Annotated in this window: 12 protein-coding genes; 6 read left to right on the top strand and 6 right to left on the bottom strand. The window is 61.2% G+C overall.

Annotated elements, in window-relative coordinates; translation table 11 throughout:
• Window positions 1-85 precede the first annotated feature (85 nt).
• Window positions 86-754, bottom strand: coding sequence for an HAD-IA family hydrolase (locus KUV39_RS00590; RefSeq protein WP_222458659.1), 669 nt, complete (start codon window positions 752-754; stop codon window positions 86-88).
• Window positions 755-886: 132 nt separating this feature from the next.
• Between KUV39_RS00590 and glmU the strand changes: the two genes are divergently transcribed.
• Genes glmU through KUV39_RS00575 form a run of 3 tightly spaced genes read left to right on the top strand, consistent with a single transcriptional unit; the run spans window position 887 to window position 4,775 of the window.
• On the top strand, window positions 887-2,242 hold the full coding sequence (gene glmU / locus KUV39_RS00585; RefSeq protein WP_222458658.1) for a bifunctional UDP-N-acetylglucosamine diphosphorylase/glucosamine-1-phosphate N-acetyltransferase GlmU: 1,356 nt from the start codon (window positions 887-889) through the stop codon (window positions 2,240-2,242).
• Entirely contained in the window at window positions 2,242-4,050 is a 1,809-nt protein-coding gene (gene glmS, locus KUV39_RS00580) for a glutamine--fructose-6-phosphate transaminase (isomerizing) (RefSeq protein ID WP_222458657.1), read from the top strand. Before glmU ends, glmS begins: the two co-directional genes overlap by 1 nt.
• Complete coding sequence (locus KUV39_RS00575; RefSeq protein WP_222458656.1) at window positions 4,047-4,775, top strand: DNA alkylation repair protein; 729 nt, start codon at window positions 4,047-4,049, stop codon at window positions 4,773-4,775. Before glmS ends, KUV39_RS00575 begins: the two co-directional genes overlap by 4 nt.
• A gap of 91 nt (window positions 4,776-4,866) precedes the next feature.
• On the opposite strand, the gene KUV39_RS00570 is transcribed toward KUV39_RS00575, so the two are convergent.
• Window positions 4,867-5,355, bottom strand: coding sequence for a hypothetical protein (locus KUV39_RS00570; RefSeq protein WP_222458655.1), 489 nt, complete (start codon window positions 5,353-5,355; stop codon window positions 4,867-4,869).
• A gap of 101 nt (window positions 5,356-5,456) precedes the next feature.
• Here KUV39_RS00570 and moaA point away from each other — a divergent pair, with 101 nt between their 5' ends.
• The 3 genes from moaA to KUV39_RS00555 are packed head-to-tail and all read left to right on the top strand — an operon-like array spanning window position 5,457 to window position 8,889.
• Complete coding sequence (gene moaA / locus KUV39_RS00565) at window positions 5,457-6,464, top strand: GTP 3',8-cyclase MoaA (RefSeq protein WP_222458654.1); 1,008 nt, start codon at window positions 5,457-5,459, stop codon at window positions 6,462-6,464.
• A 1-nt stretch (window position 6,465) separates the two neighbouring features.
• Window positions 6,466-7,818 carry a 3-deoxy-D-manno-octulosonic acid transferase gene (locus KUV39_RS00560; RefSeq protein ID WP_222458653.1) on the top strand — a complete coding sequence of 451 codons (1,353 nt, stop codon included), beginning with the start codon at window positions 6,466-6,468 and terminating at the stop codon, window positions 7,816-7,818.
• 12 nt (window positions 7,819-7,830) lie between these two features.
• Entirely contained in the window at window positions 7,831-8,889 is a 1,059-nt protein-coding gene (locus KUV39_RS00555; RefSeq protein WP_222458652.1) for a glycosyltransferase family 4 protein, read from the top strand.
• A 56-nt stretch (window positions 8,890-8,945) separates the two neighbouring features.
• On the opposite strand, the gene KUV39_RS00550 is transcribed toward KUV39_RS00555, so the two are convergent.
• The 4 genes from KUV39_RS00550 to argE all read right to left on the bottom strand — a co-directional run bounded on the left by KUV39_RS00550 (window position 8,946) and on the right by argE (window position 13,866).
• Entirely contained in the window at window positions 8,946-10,109 is a 1,164-nt protein-coding gene (locus KUV39_RS00550; RefSeq protein WP_008562717.1) for a M20 aminoacylase family protein, read from the bottom strand.
• A 91-nt stretch (window positions 10,110-10,200) separates the two neighbouring features.
• On the bottom strand, window positions 10,201-11,364 hold the full coding sequence (locus KUV39_RS00545; protein WP_222458651.1) for a M20 aminoacylase family protein: 1,164 nt from the start codon (window positions 11,362-11,364) through the stop codon (window positions 10,201-10,203).
• Between the two features lie 9 nt (window positions 11,365-11,373).
• Window positions 11,374-12,540, bottom strand: coding sequence for a M20 aminoacylase family protein (locus KUV39_RS00540; RefSeq protein ID WP_222458650.1), 1,167 nt, complete (start codon window positions 12,538-12,540; stop codon window positions 11,374-11,376).
• A gap of 159 nt (window positions 12,541-12,699) precedes the next feature.
• Complete coding sequence (gene argE / locus KUV39_RS00535; RefSeq protein WP_222458649.1) at window positions 12,700-13,866, bottom strand: acetylornithine deacetylase; 1,167 nt, start codon at window positions 13,864-13,866, stop codon at window positions 12,700-12,702.
• Window positions 13,867-13,868 lie beyond the last annotated feature (2 nt).

The following is a 13,868-nucleotide window of genomic DNA, read 5'->3' as shown; positions in this document are numbered from 1 at the left end:
CGCGCCATGACGAAGCAGGTCAAGGCTCAGATCACCTGATCGGCTGCCATGCCACAGAATTCATCCTCGCGCTGTGCAACCCAAATCAGTTGCGGCCAATCAACTCTGCCACGATGGCAGGCAAATGCGCAAAATCTGACAGCAGGGCTTCGGGCTTGAGCGCGGCCATGTCCTCGCCCGATGGGCCAAAGGTCACAAGAACTGATGGCACCCCGGCATTGGCCGAAGTGGTACGGTCCGTGATCGTATCGCCAATGAGAATGGTCTTGTCAGGGGCACCACCGGCCCGGCGCGCGGCTTCAAACAGCGGCGCGGGATCAGGTTTGCGCACCGGCAGCGTGTCGGCGCCCACAAGCGAATGAAACGCATCCCGCACGCCCAGGCTCTGAGTCAGCTTCTCAGCCAGTGCCTCGGGTTTGTTGGTGCAGATCCCAACGCCAAACCCATCGGATTTCAGCTGCTCCACCGCATCCATCGCACCGGGGTACATGACGGTGTGATGGTCAATCGCATCCCGGTAATGCGACAGCAGTACCGGATAGAACTCCTCCACCAGCGCCTCTTCAAACTTTCCAGCGCGCTCAAGACCAGCAGTCAACATGGCCTTGCCCCCCCGCAATGCGGTGCCGGCATCCCTCTCTCGCGTCAGCAGATCTCCCAGCCCCATCTCACGGAAACAGGCATTGGCAGCAGCAAGCAGATCACCCGACGTGTCCGCCAATGTGCCATCCAGATCGAAGATAACAGTTCGCATATTTACCCTCTCTCGGCGCATTTCCGCCGCCGCTTGTTGCAGGACGCAACCTTGTTTGATGGCGCTTTGCCTTGCACGCCTGCTGTTAGCGGATAAAACGGGGGCGCTGAAAAGACAAAGAGAAAAGAAAACATGAGCACAGCCCTCGTCATTCTGGCCGCAGGCAAAGGCACGCGGATGAACTCTGACCTTCCAAAGGTTCTGCATCCGATCGCGCAGGTTCCGATGCTGGAACACGCCATGGCCGCCGGGCGGTCGCTTGAGCCGGAACGCACCATCGTGGTGGCCGGTCACGGGGCTGATCTGGTCCGCGCAGCAGTTGCCGAGATCGACGAAACAGCCACCGTGGTGCTGCAAGAAGAACAGCTGGGCACCGGTCACGCCGTCGCGCAGGCCAAGGATGCCCTTTCGGGATTTGATGGGGATATCGTGGTGCTTTACGGTGATACGCCGTTCATCAGCGCCGACACCATCGAACGCATGGTCGCCGCTCGCGCCCGCGCCGATCTGGTCGTCCTGGGCTTTGAGGCCGCAGATCCTGCACGCTATGGCCGGTTGGTGATGCGGGGCGATACGCTCGAAAAGATCGTCGAGTACAAGGACGCAAACGAGGAAGAGCGGACAATCACCTTCTGCAACTCTGGTCTGATGGCAGGCGACGCCAAGCAGATGCTTGGACTGCTGGAGAAGGTCGGCAACGACAATGCCGCCGGGGAATACTATCTGACGGACCTGCCTGCCCTTGCGCGCGCCGAAGGCCTGAGTGTCACCGCCGTGTCCTGCGATGAGGCTGAGACGCTTGGTATCAACTCCCGTGCGGAACTGGCAAAGGCAGATGCCGTATTCCAGGCCAAGGCGCGTGCAGAGCTGTTGGATCTGGGCGTTACCCTGATGGCTCCGGAAACCGTCTACCTGGCGTTTGACACCATGATCGGGCGAGACACCGTGATCGAACCCAATGTGGTTTTCGGTCCCGGCGTCACAGTGGAAAGCGGCGCCTTGATCCGGGCGTTTTCCCATTTGGAAGGCTGTCATGTCTCGCGCGGCGCCAAGGTCGGCCCGTATGCGCGCCTGCGCCCCGGAGCGGAGCTCGCCGAAGACACGCATATCGGCAACTTTGTCGAAATCAAAAACGCCGAGATCGCCGAAGGCGCCAAGGTCAACCATCTGAGCTATATCGGCGACGCCAGCGTCGGAGCCGCCACCAACATCGGGGCGGGCACCATCACCTGCAACTACGACGGCGTGATGAAGCACCGCACCGAAATTGGAGCGCGCGCCTTTATCGGCTCGAACACCATGCTGATTGCGCCGGTCAAGGTGGGCCATGAGGCCATGACCGCGACAGGCACAGTGGTGACCAAGAATATCGAGGACGGCGCTCTGGCCCTTGGCCGCGCCGAACAGCAAAACAAAACTGGCCGAGCCCGCAAGCTGATGGACATGCTGCGCGCCAAGAAGGCCCGTCTCCAGAAAGGAGCCGAATAATGTGTGGCATCGTCGGTGTTCTCGGCAATCACGAGGCAGCCCCCATTCTTGTCGAAGCACTGAAGCGGTTGGAATACCGCGGCTACGACAGCGCCGGGATTGCAACCGTCAACAACGGTGATCTCGCCCGGCGCCGTGCGGTGGGCAAGCTCGCCAATCTATCGGACCTTTTGGTGCATGAACCGCTGGCTGGAAAGTCCGGCATCGGTCACACCCGTTGGGCCACCCACGGGGCCCCGACCGTGGGCAACGCCCACCCCCACCGCGCGGGCCGTGTTGCTGTTGTTCACAATGGCATCATCGAAAACTTCAAGGACCTGCGCGCGGATCTGGGCCGCAAGGGCATCACCTTTGCCACTGAAACCGACACGGAAACTGTCGCCCTCCTGTGCGAGTCGTTGATAGCCGACGGGAAAGCCCCCGTTGAAGCGGCCTACGAAACCGTTCAGCAGCTTGATGGGGCGTTTGCCCTCGCCTTCTTGTTCGAAGGCGAAGAGGATCTGATGATCGCGGCGCGCAAGGGCTCCCCCTTGGCGGTGGGTCATGGCGACGGCGAGATGTTCGTCGGCTCCGATGCCATCGCGCTCGCGCCTTTCACGGATGAAATCAGCTACCTGGAAGAGGGCGATTTCGCGGTCCTGACCCGTAACAGCCTTGAAATCCGCGACCAGCGCGGCGCGATTGCAAACCGCGAAAAGCGCAAGATCGTTCTGGAAAACGCCCGCGTCGACAAAGACGGGCACAAGCATTTCATGGCCAAGGAGATTGCGGAACAGCCCGTCGCCATTGATCGCGCGCTCAAGGCCTATATGAACGACAACGCAGAGATCACCCTGCCAGAGGGGCTTGATTTCACCAAAGTCGAGCGTCTCACGATGGTGGCCTGCGGCACTGCGTTCTACGCCTGCATGGTCGCCAAATACTGGTTTGAACGGATCGCCCGTCTGCCGGTTGAGGTCGATGTGGCCTCGGAGTTCCGCTATCGCGAGCCTCCTGTGGCGCCCAATACGCTTGCGTTGTTTGTTTCTCAGTCCGGCGAAACAGCCGATACGCTGGCTGCGCTGCGGTATATGGACGGCAAGGCAGACAAGATCGTCGGGCTGGTCAACGTACCCGAGAGTTCCATCGCACGTGAAAGCGATGTGATCCTGCCGCTTCATGCCGGGCCCGAGATTTCGGTCGCATCCACCAAGGCCTTTACCTGTCAGCTGTCGATCCTGCTGCTGTTGGCGCTGCGTGCTGCTGAACAGCGCGGCCTGCCACTGCCTGAGGGCATGCCGGGTGACCTGCGATCCCTGCCCGGACTGATCCACCAGTCGCTGGCAGGCGAAAAACAGATTGCCGCCTCTGCCCGCAGCCTTGCCAAGGCTCAGGACATCATCTTCCTTGGCCGGGGCCAGCTGTACCCATTGGCACTTGAAGGTGCGCTGAAGCTGAAAGAGCTGAGCTATATCCACGCCGAAGGGTACGCCAGTGGCGAACTGAAACATGGGCCGATTGCATTGATTGATGAAAAGGTGCCCGTGGTGGTGCTGGCTCCGCGGGACGAGTTGTTTGAGAAAACAGTCTCCAACATGCAGGAGGTCATGGCCCGTGGTGGCAAGGTGATCCTGGTGACTGATGCCGAAGGCGCAAAGATCGCTGGCGAAGGCACCCATGAGGTGATCATCATGCCGCAGATCCCTGATGCGCTCGCGCCGATCCTCTATGCCGTACCGGCGCAGCAGATCGCCTATTTCACCGCGATTGCCAAGGGCACCGATGTGGACCAGCCTCGAAACCTCGCCAAATCCGTGACCGTCGAATGACCTGCGACGACGCGCTGGAGGCGCTGAGGACCCATATTGAGCCGGGCCGGGCAGAACAGATGGCGGCCTACCACAAGCAGAGCCGCGAGGTGCTTGGCGTTTCGAATGTAGCACTCAACGATCTGGCCAAGAGCTGGCGGCAGCAACTTGACCTCGACGCGCGCGTTAGCCTTGCAGCAGAGTTGTGGCAGAGCAACATCTTTGAGGCCCGCATTCTGGCGGCCAAGTTGCTGACGCAGGCTCGGATCAAGGAAGACGAGGCCGTTTGGCAGCTGCTGACATCTTGGGTTGCGGACTTTGACAGCTGGGCCATCGCGGATGCGGTCGCATCAGCCATCGGCAAGCGCCTTCAGGCCCAGCCGGCGCGGCTGGAGGAGATCAGCGAATGGACCACGTCAGAACACATGTGGACCCGCCGCGCCGCATTGGTCAGCACTTTGCCCTGGGCGAAACTGGCCAACCCGAAACCAGCCGAACTGGACCAGCGCGAACAGATCGTCGCCTGGGCCGCCAGCTATGTCCCTGATCGCAACTGGTTCATCCAAAAGGCGGTCGCCTGGTGGATCCGTGATCTGTCAAAACATGACCCGGACATGAGCCGCGCCTTTCTGCTGCAGCATGGCGAAGCAATGAAAGCCTTTGCCCGGAAGGAAGCGGCCAAATACCTGCGCAAGTCCGCACAACAAAGCGCAGCCGCCTCCTCGCAGGAGGACGCGGCAAGCTGACCGGTCGTCCAACGGACCATGTGGCAAACACCAAAACGGCGCGGTCACCCGCGCCGTTTTGATTTACTCCCAACTTACCAGGCAGGCCCGCTCAGCCCGCTGGCAGAACCTGAACCTCTACCAGTTCGGTCAACGGCAACCCCAACGCGCGCATCGCATCAATCGACAGGCGGCTCCCTGCACCGGCAGCCCCTTCGATTGGCCGCAGGGTCAGCACAACTTCGTTGCCACGGGGGCTGCGCACCCGCGCGCGCTGCGCAGAAGACACAAGCGGCGTCTCCATCCACAGGCCCGATTGGGACGGATCACCAAGGCTCGCCACTGTTGTGGCGCGCCCCGTGTAGCCTGCACTGGTTGCCGGTGTTCCCGGTGCCGGTGCGACAGATGTGGTCCCGGCCTCCAGCGGTGCAAGCGGCGTGGCCGCAACGTCCGGCGCAGCAGGCACGGTTGATGGTGACGCGGGTGCAACGGGGGCCGAACCACCGCCGCTGCGCGGCCCAAGAATGGAAGAGTTCCACTGCAGCGGGCCACAGGCACCCACAAAGGCGACGGATGAAAGGATCAAAACAGAATAACGCATGGCCTGACCCTAGCCCCGCTCTCTGGTGTTGACCAGTGACAAACAGGGCTGATTGCAACTCCCCTCTTGCCGCAGGCCCATAGCGGCTTTACCTAAGAAGAATGACTGCTCCGCTGATTGATCCCTTCGCCCGCGCAATCACCTACCTGCGCGTTTCGGTGACCGACCGCTGCGATTTTCGCTGCGTCTATTGCATGTCCGAAAACATGACCTTCCTGCCCAAGAAGGATCTCCTCACGCTTGAGGAACTGGACCGGATGTGTTCGACCTTTGTCGGCATGGGGGTTGAAAAGCTGCGCATCACTGGCGGTGAACCATTGGTGCGGCGTGACATCATAACCTTTTTCCGCGCCATGACCCGCCACCTTGACAGCGGTGCCCTGAAGGAGCTGACGCTGACGACAAACGGCTCTCAGCTGGAGAAATACGCTCAGGATCTCTATGACGCCGGAGTGCGACGGGTGAATGTATCTCTGGACACCATCGACGAGGGCAAATTTGCCGACATCACCCGCTGGGGACGCCTGCCGCAAGTGATGCGCGGCATTGATGCGGCGCAAAAGGCCGGGTTGCGGATCAAGATCAATGCCGTGGCCCTCAAGGGGTTCAACGAGGACGAGCTGCCCAGCATCACCCGCTGGTGCGCTGAGCGCGATATGGATCTCACCTGGATCGAGGTCATGCCGATGGGCGATATCGGAAATGAAAACCGTCTGGGCCAATACTGGTCCCTCAAGGACGTGCGCCGCGCCTATGAAGACCACTACACTGTGAGCGACCTGACAGAGCGGACCGGCGGGCCAGCCCGCTATGTCCGGCTCGAGGAAACCGGCCAGAAGATCGGTTTTATCACACCGCTGTCGCATAATTTCTGCGAAAGCTGCAATCGCGTGCGTCTCACCTGCACCGGTGAGCTGTACATGTGCCTTGGCCAAGAAGACATGGCCGATCTGCGCGCCCCGTTGCGCGATCATCCCAATGATGAAACCGCGCTGGAAGACGCCATCCGAGCCGCGATCCTGCACAAGCCCAAAGGCCATGATTTCGACTATTCCCGCCAGCGGCTAGACGGGCAGATGCCACGCCACATGAGCCATACCGGCGGCTGAGATGACCCGCGACACATCCGCCGACCGTCCGGCGCTGTTCCACATCTACCGCGCAGCCACAGCGATGCTCGCGCCTTTTGCTTTTCGCAAGGTGGCAGGCAAACTGGCTGAACATGGCGTCAGCCCGGAACGTCAGCGCGAGCGTCTTGGTTATGCAAGCCTCCCACGTCCCGCGTCCAAGACGGCAGATGGCACACACAAGCCGCTGGTCTGGTTTCACGGGGCCTCTGTCGGCGAAAGCCTGGCCGCGCTGAGCCTGATCGACAAGTTGCTGCCGCGTCTGCCGCAGGCCGAGTTTCTGCTGACCTCCGGCACCGCCAGCTCTGCCGACATGATGGCCAAGCGTCTGCCAGAACGCTGCCGTCATCAGTTTGCCCCGTTGGATGCAAGCGGACCGGTGCGCCGGTTCCTGTCCCATTGGAAACCTGACGCCGCCCTTTTTGTTGAAAGCGAACTCTGGCCTGTCACGCTGGACGCGGCAAAGCGCGAAGGCTGCAAACTGGCGCTGGTCAATGCCCGTCTGTCTGCCAAATCAATCGAGCGCTGGAAATCCAAGCCTGCGGTGGCTGCCTTTGTCATGCAACAGTTCGACGTCCTGCTGAGCCAGAACCCGGGAATGGGCGAGAGCCTCATCGAGCTCGGGGCCAGTGCAGAGCGGGTGCACCCCAGCGGCAATCTCAAGGCGGGGTCCGCCCCTCTGCCCGTTGATCGCGCCGCGCTGGAGGCCGTGCGCACAGCGCTTGGTCGCCGCCGCGTCTGGATCGCGAGTTCGACACACAGAGGGGAAGAACAGGCCGTCATTGCGGCCCACAAAGCGCTGCTTGAGACTGATCCCTCGCTTTGCCTGCTGCTTGCCCCTCGCCACCCCGAGCGCGCGGATGAAGTCGCGGATCTGATCCGCAAGGCCGGGCTGACATTTGCGCAGCGCAGCAAGGGAGAGGCGCTGACCTCCGACATCCAGATTTATCTCGCGGACACATTGGGCGAAGTCGGGACTTGGTATGCGCTCTCGCCCATCGTTTTCCTTGGCGGATCCTTGGCGCCGATTGGGGGGCACAACCCCTTTGAGGTCGCCCAGGCAGGGTCTGCCGTGCTGACCGGTCCGGGGTATTCAAATTTCGCTGAAACCTTCCCTCCCCTAATTGCGGCCGGTGGCGCCGTCGAAGTCCAGGATGGCCAGAGCCTCGCAGCAGCCGTGCAGACCTGGCTCAGCGACTGCAGCGCGCTCGATCAGGCCCGCGATGCGGCCCGCAGTGTTGTGCTGTCACAGGCGGCCGCACTTGATGGGGTCGTCGATCTGCTGATTGAAACGCTCAACCTTCAGGGGCCCGCCCCCAGCCGCCCCCGCCGCTAAAGATATTTCATCATGGCCGATCTTCTTGTTACGAACTTCAACCGCAACTTTACCGGGGTATCGGCAACAGCAGCCAATGTCGTCCGCCAGCAGGCCCGACGATATGACATGGCGCTGGTTGGCCGCCCGCTGCCCGGCTGCCCCGACCCCATCAGCGTCGCTGCCGCCCGCGCCGCAACGCGCAGACATGCCAGCGACAAGCCCTTTGCGATCTGGCATGTGCGTCGCAACACGGAAATGCGGGCAGCGATCTGGGCCCGCGATGTGCTGCGCCTGCCGATCAGGATCGTCTTCACCTCCGCAGCGCAGCGTCGCCATTCCGCGTTTCCGCGCTGGCTGATCTCGCGCATGGATGCGGTCATTGCCACCACAGAAGCCGCTGCAACATACGTCCCGCATGTACGCGCCGTGGTGCCGCATGGCGTGGATACCGATGTGTTCTGCCCTGCCGAGAACCGGGAAACGGCATGGGCCTCACTGGGCTATGGCGGCGGCAGAGGGATCGCAACGGTCGGACGTATTCGCCCTGAAAAAGGCACGGACCTGTTTGTGGACACGATGCTGCAGGTTTTGCCACAACAGCCGGACGTGGTGGCGTTGATCGTGGGCCGGGCCGCGCGGGAACATCAGGGGTTTCTGAAAGGGTTGCAGGCCCGCATCAAGGACGCAGGCCTGAGCGAGCGGATCCTGTTTCCCGGCGAGATCCCCGCAGCTGACCTGCCACGTGTGATGCGGGCCTTGTCGCTGGTTGTGCAACTCCCCCGCTACGAAGGCTACGGTATGGCGCCACTGGAAGGTCTGGCCAGCGCTGTGCCGTTTGTCGGTTCTGATACGGGCTACTACCGGTCCTTTTCTGCGCAAGAAACCGTTGGGCGTGTCGTCCCGTTGGGGGCCGTCGGTGACGCTGTGGATGCGACCTTGGGCGTGCTGAATGATGCAGACACCTTTGGGGCAATGGCTGCGCGGGCACGGGACGTTGCCCTGCACAGTTTCAGCGCGCAAAAGGAGGCAGACGGCATCGGCGCGGTCTACGACGCCTTATGGGGCGCCCCCTCCTCCGCGCAGAGCTGACAAAAAACCGCCCCCGATGAGAGGGCGGTTTTTCCATTTCAGTCGACGGGCCTGGATCAGGCGGCAGGCATCCGCTGTTCGACAATTTCAGCCCACCAGCTGCAACCGGCAGGGATGGCGTCGTCGGTGAAGTTGTATTCAGGGTGGTGCACCGCTGCCGTGTCGCCATTACCGACCAGAATATAGGCACCGGGGCGCTCTTCGAGCATGAAAGCAAAGTCTTCGCCGCCCATGACCAGCGGGGCCTCTTCGCAAGACCCAGAGATACCCTCTGCCACCTTGGCGGCAAAATCGGTCTGCTCTTCGTGGTTCACCATCACCGGATACCCGCGATAGTAGGTCACATCTGCCGTCCCACCAAAGGTCGCCGCAACACCTGCACAGATTTCCTTGATCCGCTTTTCGGCAAGGTCGCGCATATCTGCGGACATCGTGCGCACTGTACCTTTGATCTGGACGCTCTGCGGAATGACGTTGAACGCTTTCGAGGACGTCTCAAAGGAGGTCACGGAGACAACGATCTGCTCAACCGGGTCGGCATTGCGCGAGGCAATGGTCTGCAGCGCCAGAACCGCCTGCGCCGACATCACGGTGGTGTCGATGGTTTCCTGCGGCTTCGCGGCATGGCCGCCACGGCCTTCGAATGTGATGTCAAACTGGTCGGTCGCCGCAAAGAACGCCCCCGGACGGATCGCAAAGGAGCCGACCGGGCGCCCTGGCCAGTTGTGCATGCCGTAGACCTCCTGAATGTTCCAGCGGTCCATCATGCCATCTTCGCACATCTCGCGGCCGCCGCCGCCACCTTCCTCGGCAGGCTGGAAGATCACCACGACAGTGCCGTCGAAATTGCGGGTCTCTGCGAGGTATTTCGCGGCCCCAAGAAGCATCGCAGTGTGACCGTCGTGGCCGCAGGCATGCATTGCGCCATCTGTTTTGGAGGCATAGTCCAGCCCGGTCTGTTCATGAATCGGCAACGCATCCATGTCGGCCCGCAGACCAATCACCTTTCCAGATGTGTCAGCCTTGCCCTTGATCACACCAACAACACCGGTACGACCAATGCCGGTGACGATCTCGTCACAGCCAAATTCCTTCAGCTTCTCCGCGACAAGAGCACTCGTGCGATGGGTTTCAAACAGGATTTCGGGATGTTCATGAATATCACGGCGCCATGCGGTGATTTCTTCCTGCATTTCGGCAAAACGGTTCTTTACGGGCATGTTGTCTTCCTTTCCGTCAATGGCAGATCACAGCTGTGGCTCTGCCCCAGTCTTTCAATACGCGCGCGGCTGTTCTGCCCCGCCAGTGTCCTCAATTCAGCGGCAAGCGCTGTTCGATCATCGTCACGAGCCAACTGCAGCCTGCAGGAATGGCGTCATCGTTGAAATCGTATTCGGGATGGTGCAGGCCGCGGCTGTCGCCATTGCCCAGCCGGATCATCGCGCCGGGCCGCGCATCCAGCATGAAAGAGAAATCCTCACCCCCCATGGACAGCGGCACCTCTCCACAGCTGCCCGACACAGCCTCGGCTGCGGCGCGGGCGTGATCGGTCGCCGCAGCATCGTTGATGGTCACTGGCACGCCGTTCACAAACTCAACCTCGGCCGTGCACCCGAATGTCTGTGCGATCCCGTTGGTCACCGCCCTCAGACGATCAGGGATCTGCGCCCGCACGTCGCGGGAATGGGTGCGGATGGTTCCCTTCACTTCTGCCCGATCAGGTATCACGTTGAACGCCTTGGAAGAGGTTTCAGCGGAGGTAACAGACAGAACCCCCTGCATCACCGGGTCCACGTTGCGTGCGACAATCGTCTGCAGCGCGCAGATCAGCTGGCACATCATCACCGTGGTATCACGGGTTTCATGAGGTTTGGCCGCATGCCCGCCCCGCCCCTGCAGGCGAATGATAAATTCATCCACCGATGCAAGCAGCGCGCCGGAGCGGATGGCAAACTGCCCGGTTTCCAGTCCCGGTGAATTGTGGATGGCATAGACCTCATCAATTCCGAACCGCTCCATCAGCCCATCCTTGACCATCGCTTCGGCGCCATTGCCCCCCTCTTCGGCCGGCTGAAAGATCACCACAGCAGTGCCGTCAAAATTGCGGGTCTCTGCCAGATATTGCGCAGCCCCCAGCAGCATGGCCGTGTGACCGTCATGACCGCAGCCATGCATGGCGCCGGGGATCTTTGAGGCATGCGCCAATCCGGTCTGTTCCTGCATCGGCAAGGCATCCATGTCCGCGCGCAGACCAACCGCGCGACCAGAACCCGTCTCGCGCCCCCGGATCACGCCCACGACACCGGTGCGCCCGATGCCGGTCACGACCTCATCACAGCCAAAGGCTTTCAGCTTTTCCGCAACCAAGGCGCTGGTGCGATGCGTATCGTACAGGATCTCCGGATGCTCATGAATGTCCCGTCGCCAAGCGGTAATATCGGCGTGCAAATCTGCAAAGCGGTTCTTGACGGGCATTCTGGGACCTCAGGCTGTGGGCATTCGTCGTTCGACAAGCTCGGCAAACCAGCTGCAGCCCAGCGGAATCGCTTCGTCGTCGAAAACATAGGCAGGGTGGTGGCACATGGCAGTGTCGCCATTGCCAAGGAAGATATAGGCGCCGGGACGTTCCTCTAGCATGTAGGCAAAGTCCTCGGACGGCATGATCGGGTCGGTGGCATCATCCACGTTGGCCGACACAGCCCGCGCGGCCTCAACCGCGTAGGCCGTCTCTGCCTCGGTGTTGACAGTCACAGGATAGCCGGGCGTCCATTTCACAACAGCCTGCGCGCCATAGGCCGCGGCGATGTCTTCGGCGATGCGGCGGACGCGATCTTCGGCCTTGCTGCGCCATTCGCTGGCCAACGTCCGCACCGTGCCCTGAAGGCGCGCGGTATGGGCAATGACGTTGGATGCAGTGCTGTCGGTTTCAAATGTGCCGACTGTCAGAACCACCGATCTCAGCGGGTCCACATTGCGCGCTACGATCGACTGCAGCGACACGACGATCTGCGCCGCCACCAGCGTGGTATCCACTGCCTCATGCGGCGTTGCTGCGTGACCACCCACACCGGTCACCGTGATCTCGAACTCATCGGACGACGCCAGAAGCGGCCCCGGGCGAATTGCAAATGTGCCCACCGGAATACCGGGCGCATTGTGAAGGCCGTAGACTTCCTGGATGTTCCAGCGATCCATCAGACCATCCTGACACATGGCCAGCCCACCTGCGCCGCCTTCTTCGGCAGGCTGAAAGATCAGCACGACGCGGCCGTCAAAGTTCCGGGTTTCCGCGAGATATTTCGCAGCCCCCAACAGGATCGATGTATGGCCATCGTGGCCACAGGCATGCATGAGCCCCGGTTTGGTGGACGCATACTCAAGGCCCGTCGCCTCGGTAATGGGCAGTGCGTCCATGTCTGCCCGCAGACCGATCACGCGGCCCGAATTATTGCTCTTGCCATCGATGACAGCGACAACACCGGTCTTGCCGATTCCTGTCGTGATATCCGTGATCCCGAACGACGTGAGCTTTTCCACAACAAAGGCTGCGGTTTCGTGGACGTCGTACATAAGCTCGGGGTGCTGATGCAGATGGTGACGCCAGGCGGTGATTTCTCCGTGCATCTCGGCCAGTCTGTTCTTGATCGGCATCTGTCTTTCCCCCTGTTTCAATCCGCGGTCCGGTGGCCGGGTCCTGCCGACAGCGCTAACGCGCGGCAGGCTGCGGCACTCTCCGTCAAAAAACTTGCTTTATCAAGTATTGGCGTACAGTGCCGCCGACCTGGGCAGGATGCTGCCCGTCAGGCCTGCTCAACCAGCGAGCCGGTCGACCAGTTCCTGCATGAATTTGTGCCCCGCATTAAACTGCGCGACCTCAATGAACTCATTGGGTTGATGCGCCTGCGCGATGTCACCCGGCCCACAGATCACGGCAGAATAACCTGCTTCCTGAAACTGTCCTGCCTCGGTGCCATAGCTCACAACATGTGTTGCGTTATCGCCGGTCAATGACCTGACAAGCGTTTCAGCTTCCCCATCCACCTCTGGCACCAGCGGCGGGACATAGAAATCGCGGCTCACATCGATGCGGGTTTCTGGTCGGACGGCCTGCATGCCTGCCTCAACCTCGCGGATGCGGGCGTAATAGGCCTCTTGCCAGTGGTCTGCGGTCTCACCCGGAACCAGTCGGAAATCCATCATGAAACTGCAGTCTTTCGCGGTGATGTTATGCGCAGTCCCGCCCTCGATCATGCCAACGTGACAGGTCGTAAATGGCGGATCAAACCGCGCTGCAACCTCATCGGGGGTCTTGGCCATGTTCTCTGCGTTGCGATCATTGGCCCATTCGATCAGGCGCGCGCCTTCCATGATTGCGCTGACGCCAGTGGGCTGCAGCGAACTGTGGACCTCAAAACCAACCAGGTGCGTGTCAAAGCCAACGCTGCCCTTATGGCCGGTGACCGCCTGCATGGTCGAGGGCTCCCCCACGATCACGCAAGAGCCCTTGGGCAGGAACTTCTGCATTTCCTCAATCATCGGCGGGGCCCCGGTGCAGCCAATTTCCTCATCAAAGCTGAGCGCAAGCTGCATCGGCCGTTTAACGCCGCGATGGTGGGCCGCCACCAAGCCCCAGATCGCCAAGGCATCAAAACCCTTCATGTCGCAGGTGCCACGACCGAAATATTTGCCGTCCCGTTCTACGACGGTGAAGGGATCGCTATCCCACGGCTGGCCATCAACTGGCACCACATCCGTGTGCCCGGACAGAACCACTGCGCCCTCGACCTCGGGGCCGACGTGGGCAAAGACAGCGGCCTTGTGGGGCTGTTCGGGGTCAACCCAGCGATGGGAGACGATGCCGTGGCTGTCCAGATAGTCCTGCACCCAGTCAACCAACGGCAAATTGGTGTCGCGGCTGACCGTGGGAAAGGAGACCAACTTGGTCATGATCTCCAGTGGGCTCAGCTGTTCGGCCATGG

The organism is Phaeobacter italicus (genome assembly GCF_019801785.1).
GTDB classification, from domain to species: Bacteria; Pseudomonadota; Alphaproteobacteria; order Rhodobacterales; family Rhodobacteraceae; genus Phaeobacter; species Phaeobacter italicus.
Note: the sequence above shows the minus strand (reverse complement) of the source record. Positions and strands in the feature narration are given on the sequence as shown.

What these genes read in the sequence shown, in the direction of transcription:
- KUV39_RS00590 (WP_222458659.1), bottom strand. Translation starts at nt 754, where the DNA reads ATGCGAACTGTTATCTTCGATCTGGATGGCACATTGGCGGACACGTCG.
- glmU (WP_222458658.1), top strand. Translation starts at nt 887, where the DNA reads ATGAGCACAGCCCTCGTCATTCTGGCCGCAGGCAAAGGCACGCGGATG.
- glmS (WP_222458657.1), top strand. Translation starts at nt 2,242, where the DNA reads ATGTGTGGCATCGTCGGTGTTCTCGGCAATCACGAGGCAGCCCCCATT.
- KUV39_RS00575 (WP_222458656.1), top strand. Translation starts at nt 4,047, where the DNA reads ATGACCTGCGACGACGCGCTGGAGGCGCTGAGGACCCATATTGAGCCG.
- KUV39_RS00570 (WP_222458655.1), bottom strand. Translation starts at nt 5,355, where the DNA reads ATGCGTTATTCTGTTTTGATCCTTTCATCCGTCGCCTTTGTGGGTGCC.
- moaA (WP_222458654.1), top strand. Translation starts at nt 5,457, where the DNA reads ATGACTGCTCCGCTGATTGATCCCTTCGCCCGCGCAATCACCTACCTG.
- KUV39_RS00560 (WP_222458653.1), top strand. Translation starts at nt 6,466, where the DNA reads ATGACCCGCGACACATCCGCCGACCGTCCGGCGCTGTTCCACATCTAC.
- KUV39_RS00555 (WP_222458652.1), top strand. Translation starts at nt 7,831, where the DNA reads ATGGCCGATCTTCTTGTTACGAACTTCAACCGCAACTTTACCGGGGTA.
- KUV39_RS00550 (WP_008562717.1), bottom strand. Translation starts at nt 10,109, where the DNA reads ATGCCCGTAAAGAACCGTTTTGCCGAAATGCAGGAAGAAATCACCGCA.
- KUV39_RS00545 (WP_222458651.1), bottom strand. Translation starts at nt 11,364, where the DNA reads ATGCCCGTCAAGAACCGCTTTGCAGATTTGCACGCCGATATTACCGCT.
- KUV39_RS00540 (WP_222458650.1), bottom strand. Translation starts at nt 12,540, where the DNA reads ATGCCGATCAAGAACAGACTGGCCGAGATGCACGGAGAAATCACCGCC.
- argE (WP_222458649.1), bottom strand. Translation starts at nt 13,866, where the DNA reads ATGGCCGAACAGCTGAGCCCACTGGAGATCATGACCAAGTTGGTCTCC.